General features: G+C 67.2%; 17 protein-coding genes. 10 read left to right on the forward strand and 7 right to left on the reverse strand.

Annotated features, from left to right (window positions below; all coding sequences use genetic code 11):
• Window positions 1-49: 49 nt before the first annotated feature.
• Entirely contained in the window at window positions 50-1,462 is a 1,413-nt protein-coding gene (locus tag Q5H94_RS16325) for a porin (RefSeq protein ID WP_304562361.1), read from the reverse strand.
• Between the two features lie 110 nt (window positions 1,463-1,572).
• On the reverse strand, window positions 1,573-2,541 hold the full coding sequence (locus tag Q5H94_RS16330; protein WP_304562362.1) for a PQQ-dependent catabolism-associated beta-propeller protein: 969 nt from the start codon (window positions 2,539-2,541) through the stop codon (window positions 1,573-1,575).
• A gap of 122 nt (window positions 2,542-2,663) precedes the next feature.
• Between Q5H94_RS16330 and pedF the strand changes: the two genes are divergently transcribed.
• The 4 genes from pedF to Q5H94_RS16350 all read left to right on the forward strand — a co-directional run bounded on the left by pedF (window position 2,664) and on the right by Q5H94_RS16350 (window position 6,633).
• Entirely contained in the window at window positions 2,664-3,107 is a 444-nt protein-coding gene (pedF, locus tag Q5H94_RS16335) for a cytochrome c-550 PedF (protein WP_304562363.1), read from the forward strand.
• Window positions 3,108-3,111: 4 nt separating this feature from the next.
• Window positions 3,112-3,969, forward strand: a complete 858-nt coding sequence (locus Q5H94_RS16340) for a substrate-binding periplasmic protein (RefSeq protein ID WP_304562364.1) — start codon at window positions 3,112-3,114, stop codon at window positions 3,967-3,969.
• 103 nt (window positions 3,970-4,072) lie between these two features.
• Window positions 4,073-5,857, forward strand: a complete 1,785-nt coding sequence (locus Q5H94_RS16345) for a methanol/ethanol family PQQ-dependent dehydrogenase (RefSeq protein ID WP_304562365.1) — start codon at window positions 4,073-4,075, stop codon at window positions 5,855-5,857.
• Window positions 5,854-6,633, forward strand: coding sequence for a response regulator (locus Q5H94_RS16350; RefSeq protein ID WP_431312180.1), 780 nt, complete (start codon window positions 5,854-5,856; stop codon window positions 6,631-6,633). The genes Q5H94_RS16345 and Q5H94_RS16350 overlap by 4 nt, the downstream gene beginning before the upstream one ends.
• A 105-nt stretch (window positions 6,634-6,738) precedes the next feature.
• Here the strand turns inward: Q5H94_RS16350 and Q5H94_RS16355 are convergent, their stop codons facing one another.
• The 4 genes from Q5H94_RS16355 to adh all read right to left on the reverse strand — a co-directional run bounded on the left by Q5H94_RS16355 (window position 6,739) and on the right by adh (window position 12,214).
• The gene (locus Q5H94_RS16355; RefSeq protein ID WP_304562367.1) at window positions 6,739-8,991 is read right to left on the reverse strand and encodes a hybrid sensor histidine kinase/response regulator; all 2,253 of its coding nucleotides are present in this window, start codon (window positions 8,989-8,991) and stop codon (window positions 6,739-6,741) included.
• Window positions 8,991-10,169 carry an FIST N-terminal domain-containing protein gene (locus Q5H94_RS16360; protein ID WP_304562368.1) on the reverse strand — a complete coding sequence of 393 codons (1,179 nt, stop codon included), beginning with the start codon at window positions 10,167-10,169 and terminating at the stop codon, window positions 8,991-8,993. Before Q5H94_RS16360 ends, Q5H94_RS16355 begins: the two co-directional genes overlap by 1 nt.
• Before the next feature lie 34 nt (window positions 10,170-10,203).
• Window positions 10,204-10,593: a DUF779 domain-containing protein gene (locus Q5H94_RS16365; RefSeq protein ID WP_304562369.1), complete on the reverse strand. Its 390-nt coding sequence runs from the start codon at window positions 10,591-10,593 to the stop codon at window positions 10,204-10,206.
• Window positions 10,594-10,693: 100 nt separating this feature from the next.
• Window positions 10,694-12,214 (reverse strand): aldehyde dehydrogenase, encoded by a 1,521-nt coding sequence (gene adh / locus Q5H94_RS16370; protein WP_304562370.1) that lies wholly within the window; start codon window positions 12,212-12,214, stop codon window positions 10,694-10,696.
• 212 nt (window positions 12,215-12,426) lie between these two features.
• Here adh and Q5H94_RS16375 point away from each other — a divergent pair, with 212 nt between their 5' ends.
• The 6 genes from Q5H94_RS16375 to Q5H94_RS16400 all read left to right on the forward strand — a co-directional run bounded on the left by Q5H94_RS16375 (window position 12,427) and on the right by Q5H94_RS16400 (window position 18,395).
• Window positions 12,427-12,912: a pseudoazurin gene (locus tag Q5H94_RS16375; RefSeq protein ID WP_304562371.1), complete on the forward strand. Its 486-nt coding sequence runs from the start codon at window positions 12,427-12,429 to the stop codon at window positions 12,910-12,912.
• 1 nt (window position 12,913) lies between these two features.
• Window positions 12,914-13,213 (forward strand): EthD family reductase, encoded by a 300-nt coding sequence (locus Q5H94_RS16380; RefSeq protein ID WP_304562372.1) that lies wholly within the window; start codon window positions 12,914-12,916, stop codon window positions 13,211-13,213.
• A gap of 134 nt (window positions 13,214-13,347) precedes the next feature.
• Window positions 13,348-14,451, forward strand: a complete 1,104-nt coding sequence (locus tag Q5H94_RS16385) for a sensor histidine kinase (RefSeq protein ID WP_304562373.1) — start codon at window positions 13,348-13,350, stop codon at window positions 14,449-14,451.
• Complete coding sequence (locus Q5H94_RS16390; RefSeq protein ID WP_304562374.1) at window positions 14,448-15,131, forward strand: response regulator transcription factor; 684 nt, start codon at window positions 14,448-14,450, stop codon at window positions 15,129-15,131. The genes Q5H94_RS16385 and Q5H94_RS16390 overlap by 4 nt, the downstream gene beginning before the upstream one ends.
• 75 nt (window positions 15,132-15,206) lie before the next feature.
• Window positions 15,207-17,684, forward strand: coding sequence for a TonB-dependent receptor (locus Q5H94_RS16395; RefSeq protein WP_304562375.1), 2,478 nt, complete (start codon window positions 15,207-15,209; stop codon window positions 17,682-17,684).
• A gap of 57 nt (window positions 17,685-17,741) precedes the next feature.
• On the forward strand, window positions 17,742-18,395 hold the full coding sequence (locus Q5H94_RS16400) for a cytochrome b (protein WP_304562376.1): 654 nt from the start codon (window positions 17,742-17,744) through the stop codon (window positions 18,393-18,395).
• An 81-nt stretch (window positions 18,396-18,476) separates the two neighbouring features.
• Here Q5H94_RS16400 and Q5H94_RS16405 read toward each other — a convergent pair whose 3' ends face one another.
• Complete coding sequence (locus tag Q5H94_RS16405) at window positions 18,477-18,836, reverse strand: enoyl-CoA hydratase/isomerase family protein (protein WP_304562462.1); 360 nt, start codon at window positions 18,834-18,836, stop codon at window positions 18,477-18,479.
• Window positions 18,837-18,969: the final 133 nt, after the last annotated feature.

An 18,969-nucleotide genomic window follows, 5' to 3' on the forward strand; every position in this document is an offset into this window, starting at 1 on the left:
AGGGCGGCCCGGAAAGGGACCGCCCTTATACGTTTTTCCGGGGCTGGCCTCAGAAGAAGAGGATGGCACCGGCGGCCAACGCATTCGATCGCGCAGTATTCGTGCCCTGCGCGTCGGAATCGGTGTGGGTATATTCGCCGATCAGCGTCACCCAGCTCGTCAGGCCGTAGCGCGCCTGCGCCACCCAGCTGCTGTTCTTGCTCAGCAGCGTCGGGTTGATCTCGCCGGGCGCGAGGTAGAGCTTGCTCTGGCCGTAGCTGCCGCCGAGCGTGAACTTGCCGAAGGTGGCCGTCGCCTGCGCATAGAAGCCGTCGCTGTCGCGCTTGCGGCCCAGCGCATCGGTCGAGAACACGAACAGCGCCGTCGTGCCGAGGCCCGAGCCGCGATAATAATAGCCGACCGCGCTGATCGGGCCGTAGCTCAGCTTCGCGCCGACATCGAAACCGCTGCCGGTGTAGCTCGGCGTACCAGCGAAGCCGTCATGCCGCTGCGAGATGCCCGAGGCCCAGAGATGGCCCGAGAACTGGTCGGCCTTGAAGTCGTAGGTGATCTTGCCCTGGAAGCCGGGGGTGCCGTTCACCTCGGCCCCGCCGGTCAGCGTCGAAAGCGGCTGGAACACGCCGACCGAGGCCTGGAAGCCCGCGAACTTGGGCGAGGTATAGGTGATCTGCGGCTGGAAATCGGTGTAGAGATAGCCCGTGCCGATCCGGCCGAGCGACGTGTTCGACGGCCCCGCATTGTTGCCCGAAGACCCCACCGCCAGCAGCGTGATGTCGTTGAGGATCGCGTCCGACCCGAACAGGCCGATGTCGCGGCCGAGCTTGAGCGTGCCGAGCTGCGGCTTGCCGATCGTCAGATACGTCTGGCGCGCGTCGATCCCGGAGGTCGCCAGCGCATAAGGCGCGCCCGGCGCGTTCGCGCCGTTGCCCGCATAGGAATTGCTGTTGATGCCCGGATAGAAACCGAAATGCGCCGCCACGTCCCAACCGCCCTGGTTGGTCGACACGTCGACGCCGAAATTGCCGGGCAGCAGGCCGTTGCGGATCGCCGAGCTGTTCTGCGTACCGACGTTGGCGAGGCCGCCGACGACGGTGGTGCCGACGGTGCGCTTGTCCGGCGAATCATGGACGTAGAAGCCGTTGACCTGGCCCGAGAATTTCAGCGTCACGCCGGCGAATTCCATGCCGACGCCGCTTTCGGTCATCCGCACCATGCGCTTCTCGTCGAGCTGCGCGGCGGCGGTCGCCTGCGGATCGGCGCTGGCGTTGGTCGTGACGGCGACCGGCGCCGGCGGCGCCTTGCGGGCGATCAGGTCGTTATATTCGGCCTCGGTCAGGATGCCCTTCTCCTTCAGGCGCAGCAGCAGCGCGCTGGTCGCGTCGTCCTGTGCAAAGGCCGGCGTGGCCGCCGCCAGCAGCGCGACGGCGCAACTCGCCGTCAGCAGTTTCGTGATGCCCCGCATGAAATCCTCCCTGTTCGCGGCTCGCCTCTCGCGATGCCTTAGGGTGGGGAGGCTGGAGCGGCGGGGGGCTTCGGGGAATTGGACTTTGGTGGTGTTGGCTGAGAGCTTTCTCAGGGTGCGATCGCCACGCCCCACGGCGCCTTGCCTGCGGGGATGGTCGCGATCACCTTCTGCGTGGCGAGATCGACCACCGAGACATTGTCCGAAAGTCCATTGGCCGAAAAGACATGCCCGCCCGCCGCGGCGATACCGACCTGCCACACGCGGCGGCCGACCGGCACGTAGGAAAGCACCTTGGCGCTCGCGACATCGACGATGGCGAGCGCATCGGCGCGGCCCAGCGCGATCACCGCGGTCTTGCGATCGGGCGTGAAGCGAATGCCGACCGGCATCACCTTGTCCTTGAACACGCCGGGCGGTTCGAAGGCGATGGTCGCGGTGACGGCGCGGGTCGCGGTGTCGATGATCTGCACGCCGCCGCCGATCTCCGAACTGACCCACAGCGCCTTGCCGTCGGCGGTGAACTCCGCGTGGCGCGGTCGCGCGCCGACGGCGGTCTGGGCGATGTCCTTGTGCGTGGCGGTATCGATCCAGTGGACCGAATCGTCGGTTTCGGACGTGGAGACGACGATCCTGCCGTCCGGGCTCACCGCCATGCCTTCGGGCTCCACCCCGACATCGACCTGCCAGGCGACGACGTGCTTCGCGATGTCGATTGCGGTGACGGCGGCGTCGCGCTCGTTGGCGGCGAACAGCATCCTGCCGTCGGGCGAGAGTGCGAACTGCTCGGGATCTTCGCCCGACGGGAGATCGGCGATCACCTTGCCCGTCGCCCGGTCGATCACCTGCACCGCGTTGTCGTCGCTCGCGCAGACGTAGAGATATTTGCCGTCGCGCGAGAGTATGATGCCGCGCGGACGCTTGCCGATCGGCCATGTCGCCGACACCTGCAGCGTCGCTGCGTCGATGACGGTGATGCTGTTGCCCTTCTCGTTCGAGACATAGACCGTTTCGGCCTGGGCAATCCCCGGCGCGAAGACCGCGGCGAGGACGAGGATCGAGGATAGAAATGCGCGCATAGGCAGCTTCTATCTCATACCCTGCTGCAGGCATGCTGCACCTAAGTACAATAGGGCCGCACCGGCACCGCCGCCTACACACTGCGATCAATCGGATGCGAATGACCGTGGAGAGTATGCGTATGAAAAAGCCCAGCCTTTCGGCCCTGACCCTGTTTGCCGCGACCGGACTGTTCACCGCGACCATCGGAACGCGCGTGTTCGCACACGGCAACGTGCTGCCGCAGCCGGTCGACACCAGCGCCCTGCCGGACATCACGCCCAACAACGACACGTGGCTGACCAAGAACCCGTACCGGGGCAACGCGGCGGCCATCAAGATCGGCGAATCGGCATACGGCCAGAATTGCGCGCGCTGCCACGGGCTGGAGGCGATTTCCGGCGGGATCGCGCCCGATCTGCGCTATCTCGATGCGGGCGAGGCCGGCGACGAGTGGTTCGCAGATCGCTACCATCACGGCTCCGCGCGCGACGGCAAGGTCTATATGCCCCCGCTTGGCGACGTGCTGGGCCAGAAGGCGGGCTGGGCGATCCGCTCGTGGCTCGACACCAAGCATCAGGAATAGGTGCATGACGGGGGGATTCACCCGGCGCGCGGTGCTGGCGGGACTGGGGGCAGCAGCCGCCCTTCCCGCCTTGCCGGCGCGCGCGATGTCGCTCGAGAAGATCCATGCGGCGGGCGTGCTGCGCGTCGCGGTCTACCGCGATTTCGAACCCTGGGCCTGGTACGAAGGCGCGACGTTGCGCGGCATCGACGTCGATCTCGGCACGGCCATCGCGAAGAAGCTCGGCGTGCGGGTTGAATTCCGCGATTTCCTGGCGGGCGAGGACGTCGACGAGGATCTGCGCAACATCGTGTGGAAGGGCCCGGCCACCGGCGGCACCCTGTCCGACATCATGATGCACGTGCCGTATGACCGCACCTTCGCGCTGCGCAACGATCGCGCCGTGATCGTCGCGCCTTATTACCGCGAGGGTTTCGCGCTCGGCTGCGGGCGCGACGCGGGCGATTGCGAGGCACCGCCCGTCCAGTTCAAGGGCCGCCGCATCGCCGTCGAGCTCGACAGCATCCCCGATTTCTACATGAGCGGATCGTTCGGCGGCGCGCTGCGTAGCGACGTGACGCACATGACGAGCGGCATGGCCGCGCTCGACGCGGTGCGCGACGGCAAGAGCGACGTCGCGATGGCGACGCGCGCGCAGGTCGAACACGCGCTGGCGAAGGGCGGCGACACGCTGATCGCACGCAAAGGCCCCCTGCCCGCGCTCACCAGTCCCGGCTGGGACATCGGCCTGGCCGTGAAGGACGACAGCCGCGATCTCGGCGACCGGCTCGACACGCTGATTCCCGAACTGGTGGCCGACAAGACGGTCGGCGCGATCTTCCAGCAATACGGCGTGACCTTCCGCCCGCCGCTCGCATCCTGATCCAGAAATCTGAGGCCGTTCTCAGACTAGGCCCAAGGTCCAATAGGCGGCCATCGCCGCGCTGATACCGTGCCGCCAACAGCCACAAGAAACTCAGGGGAAGATGATGAAGCGTATCCTTCGACAGACGTCGATTTTGGCAGGCGTGAGCGCGCTGCTTGTCGCGCCGCTTTTCGCAGCCTCGGACGCGGCCGCGCCGGCGCCCGCCGCCGTCGAGACCGCCAACGCCGGCCCGAACGACGCCGATCTGATGAACGACGAAAAGACGCCGGACGATGTCCTGACGTACGGCATGGGCCCGCGCGCGCAGCGGTTCAGCACGCTCAACCAGATCAACACCGATACCGTCGCGAAGCTCGTGCCGGCCTTCTCCGCCTCGCTCGGCGGCGAGAAGCAGCGCGGGCAGGAATCGCAGCCGCTCGTCTATGACGGCACGATCTACGTCACCGGCTCCTATTCGCGCCTGTTCGCCTTCGATGCCAAGACCGGCGAGGAGAAATGGCAGTACGACGCCCGCCTGCCCGACGCGATCGTGCCGTGCTGCGACGTCGTCAATCGCGGTGCCGCGATCTACGGCGACAAGATCATCTTCGGCACGCTCGATGCGCGCCTCGTCGCGCTCAACCGCCACACCGGCAAGGTGATCTGGAACAAGCCGATCGCCGATTACAAGGCGGGCTACAGCTTCACCGCCGCGCCGATGATCGTTCACGGCAAGGTGATCGTCGGCAATTCCGGTGGCGAGTTCGGCGTGGTCGGCGAGGTGCAGGCACGCGACGTCAACACCGGCGAGCTGGTGTGGTCGCGTCCGACGATCGAGGGCAACATGGGGATGCTCAACGGCAAGGAGAACGGAATCACCGGCAAGACCAACGCCACATGGGCCGGCGACCAGTACAAGACCGGCGGCGGTGCGACCTGGCTGGGCGGCACCTATGATCCCGACACCAACCTGATCTACATGGGCACCGGCAATCCGGCACCGTGGAACAGCCACCTGCGCCCCGGCGACAACCTCTACACCGCCTCCACGCTGGCGCTCGATCCCGATACCGGCGTGATCAAATGGCACTACCAGACCACCCCGCACGACGGCTGGGACTTCGACGGCGTCAACGAGCTGATCCCGTTCGATGCGATGCGGAACGGCAAGATGATGAAGCTCGGCGCGAAGGCCGACCGCAACGGCTATTTCTTCATCCTCGACCGTACCAACGGCAAGTTCCTCCAGGCGACGCCGTTCGTGTCCAAGACGACCTGGGCGACGGGCTTCAACAAGGCGGGACGCCCGATCTACGTCGACGCCAACCGTCCGGGCCCGCCGACGACCGAGAAGGGTTCGACCGTGTTCGCGGCACCCGCCTTCCTCGGCGCGAAGAACTGGATGCCGATGTCGTACAGCCAGCAGACCGGCATGTTCTACGTCCCCAGCAACGAATGGGGCATGGACATCTGGAACGAGCCGATCGCCTACAAGAAGGGCGCGGCCTATCTCGGCGCGGGCTTCACCATCAAGCCGCTCTACGAGGATCATATCGGCGTGCTGCGCGCGATCGACCCGGCCACCGGCAAGATCGCCTGGGAATATAAGAACAAGGCGCCGCTCTGGGGCGGCGTGCTGAGCACCGCCGGCAACCTCGTCTTTACCGGCACGCCGGAGGGCTATCTCAAGGCGTTCGATGCCAAGAGCGGCAAGGAGCTGTGGAAGTTCAACACCGGATCGGGCGTGGTCGGATCGCCGATCACCTGGGAAGCGGACGGCGAGCAATATGTCGCGGTGATGTCCGGCTGGGGCGGCGCGGTGCCGCTGTGGGGCGGCGAGGTCGCCAAGGCGGTGCAGCATATCAACCAGGGCGGATCGCTCTGGGTGTTCAAGCTGCCGAAATGATCGCGCTGACGGCTCAGCGGAGCAATCTTTCGGGCCGCGTGGCGGGGGTGGCTGTTGCCGCCCCCGTTTCGCTTTCTCATGGCTTTGGCGTACGATCCGGCGGCGGAACGGCGCAACAGGGGGATCGGGATTACGTGGAACGTGTGCTGATTGCCGACGACCACCCGATGGTCCGCGACGGGCTGCGCACGGTGATCGCCGTGGCGTTCGACCAGTGCGAACTGTTCGAGGCATCCTCGCTGGAGGAAGCCGCCGCCATCATCGAGCGCGAGGGCGATTTCGACCTGGTGCTGCTCGATCTCAACATGCCCGGCGTGGTCGGCTTCTCGGGGCTTGTCGAGCTGCGCGAGCGCTTCCCCTCCGTGCCGGTAGTGATCGTCTCGGCGGCGCAGGAGCGCGGCCTTGCGCGTGCGGCGCTGGCAGCGGGCGCGGCGGGCTTCGTGCCCAAGTCGCTGCGCCGCGGCGCGATCGTCGATGCGCTCAAGACTGTGCTGGCGGGCAATTTCTACGCCCCCGAGATGGATGAGATCGAGGCAGCCGAGATGATCGAGGATGCCGATATCCAGCGCCGGCTCGACAGCCTGACGCCGCAGCAGAAGGTCGTGCTGAAGCTGGTGGTGGCAGGCAAGCTCAACAAGCAGATCGCCTATGATCTCGACGTGTCGATGACGACGGTGAAGGCGCATGTCTCGGCAATCCTCAGCAAGCTGCAGGTGTTCAGCCGCACGCAGGCGGTGATCCTCGTCAACAAGGTGAAGTTCGGGCAGGATAGCTGAGCGCTATCCGAACATCGTCACCCCAGCGAAAGCTGGGGTCTTTCCGGGCTTGGTCCCGCGCTAACCACCAAAAGACCCCAGCTTTCGCTGGGGTGACGCATTTGGCTATTGCGTCAGCCGGGTGATGAGCGCGCGCAGTTGCGCGGGCTTCACGGGCTTTTGCAGGATGTGGAAACCGGCCGCCGCGACGAGTTCGCGCAGTTCCGGCGTGCGATCGGCGGTGATGACGATGGCGGGCACATTCGCCCCTATCGCCGTTCGCACGGCCCGGATCGCGTCGACGCCGGTCTGCCCGTCATCGAGGTGATAATCGGCGATGACGATATCGGGGGCGCGCGTGCCGCCGCGCGTCGCGGCGATGCTCTGCGCCTCGTCGCGGGCATTATGGACGGTGCAGCCCCAACCCTGCAGCAAGGCCGACATGCCTTCGAGGATCGACGCCTCGTTATCGATGACGAGCACGGTCTGGTCGTCGAGCCGGCCGCTGCGCACCTGCACCGCCGGCCGCGCCACGCGCGGCTTGGCAACGCCGACCGGGACGCACACGCCGAAGCGCGAGCCCTCGCCCGGCGCCGATGCCAGCGTCAGATCATGCTCCAGCATCCGCCCCGCGCGCTCCACGATGGCAAGGCCGAGGCCCATGCCACGATCGCGGCCATGATCGCCGATGCGGCGGAACTCCTCGAAGATTTCGGCATGATGTTCCGGCGCGATGCCGGGGCCGGTATCGATCACCTCGAGATGCACCGTCTCGCCCTTGACCTGCGCCGACACCTCGACCGAGCCGGACTGGGTATAGCGCAGCGCGTTGGCGATGAAATTCTGCAGGATGCGGCGCAGCAGGCGCGGGTCCGAGCGCACCCAGAGTCCACACTCCTCGACGCGCAGCGCCAGCCCGCGCTCGCGCGCGACGGGGGCGAATTCGGCGCGCATGCTGCGCAGCATTTCGTCGATCGCGAAATCGACCGGCTCGACGGTGAAGGCACCGGCGTCGAGCCGCGATATCTCCAGCAGCGCCTCCAGCAGATCCTCGACCGAATCGAGCGCCGAGCCCGCCTGCCGCACCAGCGCGCGCGTCGGCAGCGCGAGGCGGCGGTCGCTGAGCGCCGCAACGAACAGCCGCGCGGCGTTCAGCGGCTGCAGCAGATCGTGGCTCGCGGCGGCGAGGAAGCGCGTCTTGGAGATATTGGCCTGCTCGGCCGCGGTCTTGGCATCGCGCAAGGCGGCCTCGACCGCGAGGCGCTCGGCATTCTCGCGGCTCAGCTCGCGGTTGACGGCGTTGATATCGGCCGTGCGCTCCTCGACCCGCCGCTCCAGCGTCTCGTTGGCCTCACGCAAAGTATCGGCCGCGTGCAGGCTCTCTGTGATGTCATTAAAACTCATAACCATACCACCATCAGGCATCCGCGCCCGGTGGACCTCGACGACCTTGCCGCTGCGGTGATGGCGGCGCGACACCGCGTCCTGCTCGCCATCCTCGAGCCAGGCGAGCGGATCGTCGGGCTCCATCGGGCCGTTGAGATCGGCACAGCCCTCGACCAGCGCCGCGTGCGTCGCGACGATTGCGATGCCGTCGGCCGGAAGCCCGATCACCGCGAGCAGCGGATCGTTCCAGGCGACGAGCCGCCGGTCGGCATCGTACACGCAGACGCCCTGCGGGATGGTATCGAGCGTCGCCTGCAGGATCGCGCTCTTCTCGGCGAGTTCGCGCGCGCGCTCGCGCGCATCCTCGGCCTTGACCTCGGTGATGTCGGTGTAGACGCCGACGATGCCGCCGTCGCTGGTGCGCAGTTCGTTGATCTGCACCCAGCGGCCGTCCGCCAGCGCGTGGACATGGCCGCCGCTCGCCACCATGCGCTGCGCCATGCGCTCGGACACCCAGCGATCGGGCGCAATCATCGCGCCCAGCGTCGTGCCGTCCTTCGTCACCATATCGGTGATGTCGGCGAAGGTGATGCCCGGCACGATACGATCGGCGATATTGGGCCACAGGCCGAGATAGGTCTGGTTGTAGAGCACCAGCCGGTCTTCGGCGTCGAACAGCGCGAAGCCTTCGTTGATACTCTCGATCGCATCGCGCAGGCGGCGTTCCGCCTCGTCCGCGGTTTCCTTGGCGACGCCGAGCGCGGTGTTGCTGCGCGCCAGCTCGCCGAGCGCGCGTTCGAGATCGGCGGTGCGCTCGCGGACCTTGCCTTCCAGCGAGATGGCCGTTTCGAACAGCGAGAAGGCGTTGCCCTGAAGGTCGGTCGAGCGTTCGACGCGGTCGATCAGCGCGGTGTTGATGCGCCGCAGCTTGGCGACCTCCGCCTCCAGCGCGACGATGCGCGCGGCATCGTCGTCGATCGGGCGCGCCGCCATCAGTCGCCCCGGCCGATCGCCAGCCCGCTGAAGGTCTGGTTGACGTGGAGCGCGTGGAACTGTTCGCCGTAGGTGTTGAAGCCGGTCACGCGGCGCTTGACGAACATCTTCGAGACGATGCGCGTGAGCTGGCGCTGCTCCGCCTCGATCTTGTTGAGCACGCAATCGAAGCCGAGGATGCGGTCGATCCCGCCGACAGATGCATCGAGATCGTCGAACAGGCCGGTGAGCCCGTCGACGATGTCCTGCGCTTCGCCCAGCGTCAGCACGACGCCCTCGTCGATCGCGCAGTAGAAGGTCAGGCTGCCGTCGGGATTGGCCGACTGGATCGAGCGGACGTAATATTCGCCGCCCGCGCGCACCATCGGCGGGTGCGACGAAAAGACCGAGGGGCCGAGCACCCCGGTCGTTATGCCCGCCAGCCGCGCATATTCCTGCGCCGCCGGTTCGGCGTTGATTTCCGTCACGATGCGGTTGGCGGGATCGGCGCCGGTGATCACCATCTTCACGCCGCCCGGCGCATAATGTTGCGAGCGGAACACCTTCATCGGCCGCACCGAGGACAGGATCGCGACAAGCGCGGCATCGCGCCGGAACGCGCCGTCCTGGAAGATGAAGGTCTCGCGGAAATCGAGCCCGTCACCAGACGAGCCGCCGATCAGCGGTATGTCGCCGAGCGCATCCTGGACGGTGACGGTCAGCATTTCCTCCCGGTGCGACAGACCGTCGACCAGGAAGATCGCGGCGCGCGACACGACGGTTCCCAGCCGGCGCGACTGCTCCGCCGCATTGGCGACGAGGCCGCGCACGACGCCCTGCGCGCGGCTGGGATCGAAGGCGTCGAGATCCTCGAAACGCACCGCCGTGAGCGCGAAATCGCTGGCCGGGAAGCCGATCGCGGTGATCGTGCCCTCGGCGATACCCTCCGGCGTGATCTCGCCCGAGGAGGTGCAGCCGACGACGCAAAGCCCCTCGCTACGACGGTTGATTGCGTGGGCGAGCGCCTCGAGATCGTAGCGGCTGGAGCTGAACACGATGACGCCCGACAATGTCGTCGGATCGAGTTCGGCGAACAGCGCCTGCGCGGCGAGATCGGGATCGTCGATGCGCGTTGCCGCCGTGCGCACGTGTGCGATGCGCGTCGCCGCGGGCTTATCCTCTACCATGAGCGGCATCATGGCATGGCTTCGATGCTGCGTCGATTGCTGCGCATCACGCGCCCCGGGTCGGCGCGCCGGCGGCTTCGAGCGCATCGGCCTCGGCATCGGTGAAGACCCGGCTGCGGATGATGAAGCGCAAGCCCTCCGGCCCCTCCAGCGAGAAGCCCGCGCCGCGCCCCGGCACGACGTCGATCGTCACCTGCGTGTGCCGCCAATATTCGAACTGTGCCGCGCCGATCCACACCGGCACGCCGTCCGCGATCCGGCCGAGCAGGATATCCTGCGCACCGACGCGGAAATCACCGGCCGGATAGCACATCGGCGCCGATCCGTCGCAGCATCCGCCCGATTGGTGGAACATCAGCGGGCCGTGAAGCTCCGCAAGCCGCGCGATCAGCGCGACCGCGGCGTCGGTGGCGAGGATGCGCGGGGGCGGTTCCATAGCGGCACCTCAAACGGAAAATGTGGCGGGCCTCGCAAAAGAGGCCCGCCACAGTGCCGGCGGCGGAGAAAGGGTAAGACGCCGCCGGCCGGAGAGAAGATCAGAAGAAGCCGAGCGGCTTCGGGCTGTAGCTGACCAGCAGATTCTTGGTCTGCTGATAGTGATCGAGCATCATGCGATGATTCTCGCGGCCGATGCCAGACTGCTTGTACCCGCCGAACGCCGCATGTGCCGGGTAGAGGTGGTAGCAGTTGGTCCACACGCGCCCGGCCTGGATGCCGCGGCCCATGCGATACGCGGTCGTGCCGTTGCGCGACCACACGCCGGCACCGAGGCCGTAGAGCGTGTCGTTGGCGATGGCGAGCGCGTCTGCCTCGTCCTTGAAGGTCGTCACGGCGACAACGGGACCGAAGATTTCCTCCTGGAACACGCGCATCTTGTTGTTGCCGGAGATGATGGTCGGCTTGACGTAATAGCCGCCGCCGAGCTCGTCGCCGTGCTGCGCGCGCTCGCCGCCGGTGAGGATCTTCGCGCCCTCGCCCTTGGCGATGTCGAAGTAGGACAGGATCTTCTCGAGCTGGTCGTTCGAGGCCTGCGCGCCGATCATCGTATCGGGATCGAGCGGGCTGCCGAGCTTGATCTTCTCGACCCGCGCGATCGCCTTCTCCATGAAGCGATCGTAGATGCTCTCATGCACCAAAGCGCGGCTCGGGCAGGTGCAAACCTCGCCCTGGTTGAGCGCGAACATCGCGAAGCCTTCGAGCGCCTTGTCGAGGAAATCGTCGTCCTGATCCATCACGTCGGCGAAGAAGATGTTGGGCGACTTGCCGCCCAGCTCCAGCGTCACGGGGATGAGGTTTTCGGTCGCGTATTGCATGATGAGGCGACCGGTCGTCGTCTCGCCGGTGAAGGCGATCTTGGCGATGCGCGGGGATTGCGCGAGCGGCTTGCCCGCCTCCACGCCGAAGCCGTTGACGACGTTGAGCACGCCGTCGGGCAGCAGATCACCTATCACTTCCATCAGCACCATGATCGACAGCGGGGTCTGCTCGGCGGGCTTGAGCACGACGCAATTGCCGGCGGCGAGCGCCGGGGCCAGCTTCCACACCGCCATCAGGATCGGGAAGTTCCACGGAATGATCTGGCCGACGACGCCGAGCGGCTCGTGATAATGATAGGCGACGGTGTCGTGGTCGATCTCGGAAATGCCGCCTTCCTGCGCGCGGATGCAACCGGCGAAATAGCGGAAATGGTCGATCGCGAGCGGCAGGTCGGCGGCGGTCGTCTCGCGGATCGGCTTGCCGTTGTCGATCGTCTCGACCATCGCCAGCAGCGGCAGTTTCGATTCCATCCGGTCGGCGATCTTGTTGAGGATCACGGCGCGCTCCGCATAGGACGTGCGGCCCCAGGCGTCCTTCGCCTTGTGCGCGGCATCGAGCGCGAGGTCGATATCCTCCTTGGTACCGCGTGCGACCTGGCACACGGTCTGGCCGGTGACGGGCGAAGGATTGTCGAAATACTGGCCGCGAACGGGCGCGACCCACTTGCCGCCGATGAAATTGTCGTACTTCGAGCGGATGGCGATATCGCCCTTCAGCCCTTCGAGCGCCTGATGCAGCATTACGTCTCTCCTGATGACTTGGCCTGCGCGAAAAGAGTCGCGGCGGGCTTTCAACCGTCATTCTCACCAGCCGGAGCGCGCGCGCCATTGCACCAAAGGGCAATAGGCAGTCGCGGAGCGGTTCCGCATTGTCTCCTTCAAGAACAACCGCGTCGGCGATGCACGGCTCACGCCTGCGCGCCGGGATGTCTTAGGAGAAGTCGATGTTTCGAATGACCGCAGCCGTTGTGGGCATGGCCATGCTGGGCGCAGGCGCGCTGGCCGTCAGCGCCACCGCCCCCGGCTTCGCCAAGGCACCGCCCAAGGCCGCCAAGACCGCGCCAAAAACCATCATCGTCGAGATGAAAGACATGGGCCCGGAAGGTGCGATGGTCTTCGTCCCCGGCTTCGTGAAGGCGAACCCCGGCGACACGGTGCGTTTCGTGCCGACCAGCCCAGCGCACAATGCCGAGACGATCGCGACGATGCTGCCCGCCGGCGTCGCGCCGACCAAGGGCGGCATGAACAAGGCGTTCGACCTGGTCGTTACCACGCCCGGCGTCTACGGTATCAAGTGCCTGCCGCATTATTCGATGGGGATGGTCGCGCTGGTGCAGGTCGGCAACGGGCCCTCGGCCAATCTCGCCGCCGCCAAGGCCGTGAAGCTGCCGCCCTTCGCTAACAAGCGCATGTCGGCGTATCTCGCCAAGGCGCAGTGAGGTGACGACTTTCGTCGTTACCTATCCGCGTGGGAGCGGATCGACCTTCGACACAGGTTATTATGTCGAGCGTCATATTCCGCTCGTGCAGGAAAGCTGGGGGCCGTACGGGCTTACATCGGCCACGGCACTGATCCCGGAAGGGGCAGCGCCACCTTATACTGCCCTCGCGCTACTGAAGTTCGCCGACGGCGCGGCGCTCGACGCGGCGCTTGCCGCGCCCGAGGCGGCGACGGTGTTCGGCGACGTGCCGAACTTCACCAATATCGCACCCGTCGCGGTGCGCTGCGAGGCGCGCTGAACCGGCGCGCCGCCACTCTCGGCCTGGCGGTCCTGCTGATCGGACTGCTGGCCATCGGTGCGTCTTTCGTCGCCGCGATCAGCGCGGCGGGCCGCCATTTCGACCGTTCCGCCGCCGCGCAGGCGCAACTCGCGGTGATCTCACAGATGGAAGGCGCGCGCGACCGTGCGACGCGCGACGCGCTGCTCGTTGCCTATCGCGACGCGATCGAGCGCGAGTCCGCGCTGATCAAGGGCGCGCGCTCGGCCGGGCAGGTGCGCGAGATGGCGGAGGTCGACGATCTCGCCCGGCTCGCACGCGGACCCGGTAACCGCGAACCCCTGCGCGCACTCGTCACCCGGATCGCGGCGCGCGAACGCGGCGAGGCCGAGGCGGTCGCAACCGAGATGCATCAACTGCGCGAGCGCACGATCATCCTCGCCGTCACGCTGAGCGCCGGCGCGGCACTACTGTCGCTCGCCGGGGGATGGGCGCTGCTCGCCGCCAATCGCACGCTGGAACGCGACGTCGCCGCGCGCACCGGCGAACTGGCGGAGGCCAATGCGCGACTGGTCGAGATCGACCGCTCGCGGCGGCTGTTCTTCGCCAAGACCGGCCACGAATTGCGCACGCCGATCACCGCGCTGCGCGGCGAGGCGGAGGTCGCGCTCGGCGATCCTGCGCCCACGATCGCGACGCTGACCGAGGCAATCACGCATATCGGCGTGCAGGCCGGTCTGCTCGGCCGCCGCGTCGAGGATCTGCTGACGCTCGCGCGCGCGGACGAGGGCAAGATCGCGCTGCAACGCGCGCCGATCGACCTGTCTGCGGTGGTGATGGAGGCGATCGATCAGGCCGCGCCGCACGCCCGTTCGAACGCCGTCGCGCTGGCGGTGGACAGCGAAGGCGCGCGCATCCCCTTGCTCGGCGACGCGAAATGGCTGGTGCAGGCGCTGGTCGCGATCCTCGACAACGGCATCAAGTTCGCGCCCGCCAATTCGACGCTCAGGCTGGCAGTGGCGCATGCGGCAGGCGACGCCAGCATCGCCATTTCCGACACCGGGCCAGGCGTGCTGCCCGTCGAGCTGCCGCGCGTGTTCGACGCCTATTACCAGACGGCGGAGGGCGTATCGCGCGGGGGCAGCGGGCTCGGCCTCGCGCTGGCGCGCTGGGTGGTCGATCAGCACGGCGGCAGCATCGTCGCGCGCAACGACGATCCGGGCTGCACGATCCTCCTGCATCTGCCGGTGGCGGCATGACCATCCTGCTGGTCGAGGACGATCCCGGCATCGGCCGCTTCGTCGTGCGCGGACTCGAACAGCGCGGATACCGCGTGCAGTGGGAGCGGCAGGCGGCGAATGTCGCCGCGCTCGACGCTGCGCGCGGCTTCAGCACGATCGTGCTCGATCTCGGCCTGCCCGATGGCGACGGTCTCGACGTCGCACGCGACCTGCGCAGCGGCGGATCGCGCACGCCGATCCTGATGCTGACCGCGCGCGGAGCCTTGCAGGACCGGCTCGACGGGTTCGATTGCGGGGCGGACGACTATCTGCCCAAGCCCTTCGCCTTCGCCGAATTGCTGGCGCGGCTGGCGGTGCTGGTCCGCCGCGCCGGCGAGCGCGCGCCGGAGCCGGTGCGCTGCGGCGCGCTGACGGTGCAGCCGGGCACGCGGACGGCGGCGGTCGACGGTGCCGCGCTGGAGCTCAGCCGCCGCGAGTTCGATCTGCTGGCGGCGCTCGCCGGGGCGGGAGGCGCCGTCGTGCCGCGCGCGGAGCTCGCAGCGGCGATGTGGGGCGAGGCCGACGCCGTCAACGACAACACGCTCGACGTCTATATCGGCTATGTCCGGCGCCGCCTCGCCGACCATGCCGCCGCGCCGGTGATCGAGACGCTGCGCCGCCGCGGCTTCCGCCTTGTCCAAAAGCACGACGCAACCTGAGAGGATCTTCAGGTTAGCGGCGGCCGCCTGGCGTACCCCCGTCGCCAGAAAAAGAACTTGTTGGGGGGAGTGAAGATGGCACGGCATCCTTGGCTGGCGGGCGCGGCGATCGTGGCGCTGGCGGCGGGCAACCCGGCGCACGCACAGCAGCAACCACCGTCCGACATCATCGTCACCGCCCCCACCCCGTTGCTCGACGTCGGCGAGGGATCGCTGCCCTATCCGGCGCAGACCGCCAGCGACGAGGAGCTGGAGCGCGCGCACGCGACCGACCTTACCGACTATCTGAAGCGCATGACCGGCGGCGTGTTCGTCAACGAAACGCAGAACAACCCGCTGCAACCCGACATCAATTATCGCGGCTTCACCGCCTCGCCGCTGCTCGGCACGCCGCAGGGCCTGTCGGTCTATATGGACGGCGTGCGGCTCAACCAGCCGTTTGGCGATGTCGTGAGCTGGGATCTGATCCCGAAATCGGCGATCCGGTCGATCAGCCTTGTGCCGGGATCGAACCCGCTGTTCGGGCGCAATTCGCTCGGCGGCGCGCTGTCGATCCGCACCAAGGACGGCGTTTCCGATCCCGGTTTCGAGATCGAGGGCAGCGTCGGATCGTTCAACCGTCGCACGATGGAGGCGCAGGCGGGCGGCGCGACCAGGAGCGGCTTCAACTGGTTCGTGAGCGGCGACATTTTTGACGAGCGCGGCTGGCGGCAATTCTCGCCCTCCACCGCCTATCAGACGTTCGGGAAGGTCGGCTGGTCGGATACGGCGACCAGCGTCGCACTCTCCGCAAGCTATGCCGACACCGATCTGAACGGCAACGGCCTGCAGGAACAGCGCCTGCTCGCCGCCGACCGCACCAGCATCTACACCCAGCCCGACAATACGCGGAACCGCGCGGGCCTGATCAACCTGACGGCGCGGCACAGTTTCTCCGACGCCTTTTCGCTGTCGGGGAACGCCTATTGGCGCAGGATCAAAACCCGCACCTATAACGGCGACGTCAACGACGATGCGCTGGGCGAGAATCTCTACCAGCCGAGCGCGGGCGAACGAGCGGCGCTGGCGGCGGCGGGTATCACCGGCTTCCCCGTCAGCGGCGAGACGCAGGCGAACACGCCCTTCCCCAAATATCGCTGCATCGCCAACGCCTTGCTCAACTCCGAGCCCAATGAGAAGTGCAACGGCCTGATCAATCGCTCCGCCACCGATCAGGACGAATGGGGCGCGACGCTGGAGGCGACGCTGCGCAGCCCAGTGATGGGCCTCGGCAATACGCTGACGGTCGGCCTCAGCTATGCCGACAGCAGCGCCGATTTCGCGCAATCCTCGCAATTCGCCTATCTGACGCCCGATCGCGGCGTGGTCGGCGTGACGGGCCCGGGCGCGTTCGCCGACGGGACGCAGGATTCGGAAAATGCGTTCGATGCGCGCGTCGATCTGCATGGCCGCACGACCAGCTTCGGCGTCTATGCCACCGATTCGCTGGCGTTGACGCGCACGCTGCGCGTCGATCTCTCGGCGCGCTACGACCGGACGACGGTGCGCAACCGCGACCGCATCACGCCGGGCGGCGGCACCGGCTCGCTCGACGGCGATCATGTATTCGCGTCGTTCAACCCCGCGCTGGCGGTACGCTGGACCCCGTCGCGGCTGTTCGGCCTCGACGCCGCCATCGCGCAGACCAGCCGCGCGCCGTCGGCGATCGAACTCGGCTGCTCCGATCCTGCCAGCCCCTGCCGCCTGCCCAACGCGCTGGCGGGCGATCCGCCGCTCGACCAGGTGATCGCGACCACCTTAGAGGCGGGCATCCACGGCGGATCGGACCGGCACGTCGCCTGGCGCGTCGGCGCCTTCCGCACCGACAGCCGCAACGACATCCTGTTCGTGGCGGACGACGCCTCGGGCTTCGGCTATTTCCGCAACTTCGGCCGCACGCGGCGGCAGGGCGTCGACGTCGACGCCAGGGCGACGCTCGGCCGCTGGACGCTGTCGGGCCATTACACCTGGCTCGACGCCACCTACCGCAGCCCCGAGGTCGTCAACGGATCGGGCAACAGCAGCAACGACGGGCCGGCACCGGGGTTCGACGGCACCATCGCCATTGCCAAGGGGGATCGCATCCCGCTGATCCCGCAGCATATCGTCAAGGCGGCGGTCGGCTGGCGGCCGATCGACCTGCTGACGCTCGACCTCGACATGATCGCGGTGTCGAGTTCCTATGCGCGCGGCAACGAGAACAACGCGCACCAGCCCGACGGCCTCTATTATCTCGGTGCAGGCAGCACGCGGCCCTATGCCGTCGTCAATTTCGGAGCGGAACTGCATCCGCTGAAGGCGGTGACGGTGGCGGTTCAGATCAACAATCTGTTCGACAAGCACTATGCCACCGCCGCCCAGCTCGCCGCGACCGCCTTCAACGCCGGCGGCAGCTTCGTCGCCCGCCCCTTCGCCGCGCCGGTGATCGACGGCGAGCGGCCGCTGGTGTCCTCGACCTTCTACGCCCCCGGCGCACCGCGATCGGTGCAGGTGTCGGTGCGGTTGCGGCTATGAGCGGGCATGGGCCTTTGGTAGCGTAGACGCCGTATCGCGAGGGGATCACGTTCCATCATGGCCACGGCACCGCGCGACCGCCTCCGCTACAGCAACGTCGCGATCGTCCTGCACTGGGCGATCGCGGCGCTGATCCTGTACAATCTGGCCTCGGGGTTGCTGCGGCCGCTGCTGCCGGCGGGTTTCTTTCAGTTCCACGTTTCGGCCGGGATCACCATCCTGCTGCTGAGCGTCGTGCGGGTGGCCTGGCGGCTGACGCACCGGCCGCCGCCGATGCTGGCGATGAAGGGATGGGAGCGCGGGCTCGCGCATGCCGTCCATTTCCTGCTGTATGCGGCGATGCTGATCGTGCCCTTTTCGGGATGGGCGCTGGTATCGGCCAAGCCGCCGGCCGGATCGCCAGGCGCGGCGTGGAGCGCGGCGCATCCACCCGCCTCGCACGATCCCGCCCCGTCCGCCAAGCCGCCACGCCCACGCGGGCCGACGATGATCTGGGCCGTTGTGAAACTGCCGCTTCTGGCGCCCGTCAACACTATCGGCCGGGAGGCGGAGGGCGTCCCGGCCCAGCGCGCGCTGCGAGCGCGGATCGAGACGTTCCATATGCTCGGTGGCTGGGCGATGCTCGCGCTGGTGCTGCTGCATGTGGCAGGCGCGCTCAAGCATCAGGTCTTAGACCGCCAGCGTGAACTCGCCCGGATGGGGCTGGGCTGAAGGATGCATAGCGGCGTGACGTCAGCACAGTGTTGAGACGGCCTATATTTGCGCCCTGGCCCCAAGCAGGCCGCTAAGCAGTCAGGCTGCGCCGAGATCACCGGCGAGTCGGACGCTACCATAGGCGAAAACGAATTTGCCGCCCGCCGCAGCGATCCGAAGATCAAAAGCGAGCGCGAGCGCGAGGCGATCTCCTGCGGCGGCACCGCGCATTACAGCAACACGGGGTTTTGTGCAGGCGAGCAGGTTGCGCGCCGGTGCCTGTGCCGCCGCGAGCAGTTCAGGCTCCTCGAGCCGCGCTACCTCGGCGGTTTCCTTCATGCCATTGAGATCTCCGCCCACGCTGAAAATGGTGCCGGCCCCGGTCATCACGACCATACGAACGGACGTGTCCGCCTCGCAGCGTTCGATCGCTTCGGTGAGTTCGAAGGAGTACGGGATTAACGGCGTTGCGCACTTCGGACCGGTTGAAGTTCAAGGTGGCGACGCCATCGACGATAGCGGCTCTAACAAAACCCGTCATGCGTGCTTCCGGTCTCAGGAACATGTCGAGGCCTAACGCGGAAGCAGGTGC

The sequence above is a fragment of the Sphingomonas immobilis genome (assembly GCF_030580995.1).
Lineage (GTDB): Bacteria > Pseudomonadota > Alphaproteobacteria > Sphingomonadales > Sphingomonadaceae > Sphingomonas > Sphingomonas immobilis.

Excerpts from the sequence above, each read along its gene's own strand:
- Q5H94_RS16325 (WP_304562361.1), bottom strand. The coding sequence starts at position 1,462 with ATGCGGGGCATCACGAAACTGCTGACGGCGAGTTGCGCCGTCGCGCTG.
- Q5H94_RS16330 (WP_304562362.1), bottom strand. The coding sequence starts at position 2,541 with ATGCGCGCATTTCTATCCTCGATCCTCGTCCTCGCCGCGGTCTTCGCG.
- pedF (WP_304562363.1), top strand. The coding sequence starts at position 2,664 with ATGAAAAAGCCCAGCCTTTCGGCCCTGACCCTGTTTGCCGCGACCGGA.
- Q5H94_RS16340 (WP_304562364.1), top strand. The coding sequence starts at position 3,112 with ATGACGGGGGGATTCACCCGGCGCGCGGTGCTGGCGGGACTGGGGGCA.
- Q5H94_RS16345 (WP_304562365.1), top strand. The coding sequence starts at position 4,073 with ATGATGAAGCGTATCCTTCGACAGACGTCGATTTTGGCAGGCGTGAGC.
- Q5H94_RS16350 (WP_431312180.1), top strand. The coding sequence starts at position 5,854 with ATGATCGCGCTGACGGCTCAGCGGAGCAATCTTTCGGGCCGCGTGGCG.
- Q5H94_RS16355 (WP_304562367.1), bottom strand. The coding sequence starts at position 8,991 with ATGGCGGCGCGCCCGATCGACGACGATGCCGCGCGCATCGTCGCGCTG.
- Q5H94_RS16360 (WP_304562368.1), bottom strand. The coding sequence starts at position 10,169 with ATGATGCCGCTCATGGTAGAGGATAAGCCCGCGGCGACGCGCATCGCA.
- Q5H94_RS16365 (WP_304562369.1), bottom strand. The coding sequence starts at position 10,593 with ATGGAACCGCCCCCGCGCATCCTCGCCACCGACGCCGCGGTCGCGCTG.
- adh (WP_304562370.1), bottom strand. The coding sequence starts at position 12,214 with ATGCTGCATCAGGCGCTCGAAGGGCTGAAGGGCGATATCGCCATCCGC.
- Q5H94_RS16375 (WP_304562371.1), top strand. The coding sequence starts at position 12,427 with ATGACCGCAGCCGTTGTGGGCATGGCCATGCTGGGCGCAGGCGCGCTG.
- Q5H94_RS16390 (WP_304562374.1), top strand. The coding sequence starts at position 14,448 with ATGACCATCCTGCTGGTCGAGGACGATCCCGGCATCGGCCGCTTCGTC.
- Q5H94_RS16395 (WP_304562375.1), top strand. The coding sequence starts at position 15,207 with ATGGCACGGCATCCTTGGCTGGCGGGCGCGGCGATCGTGGCGCTGGCG.
- Q5H94_RS16400 (WP_304562376.1), top strand. The coding sequence starts at position 17,742 with ATGGCCACGGCACCGCGCGACCGCCTCCGCTACAGCAACGTCGCGATC.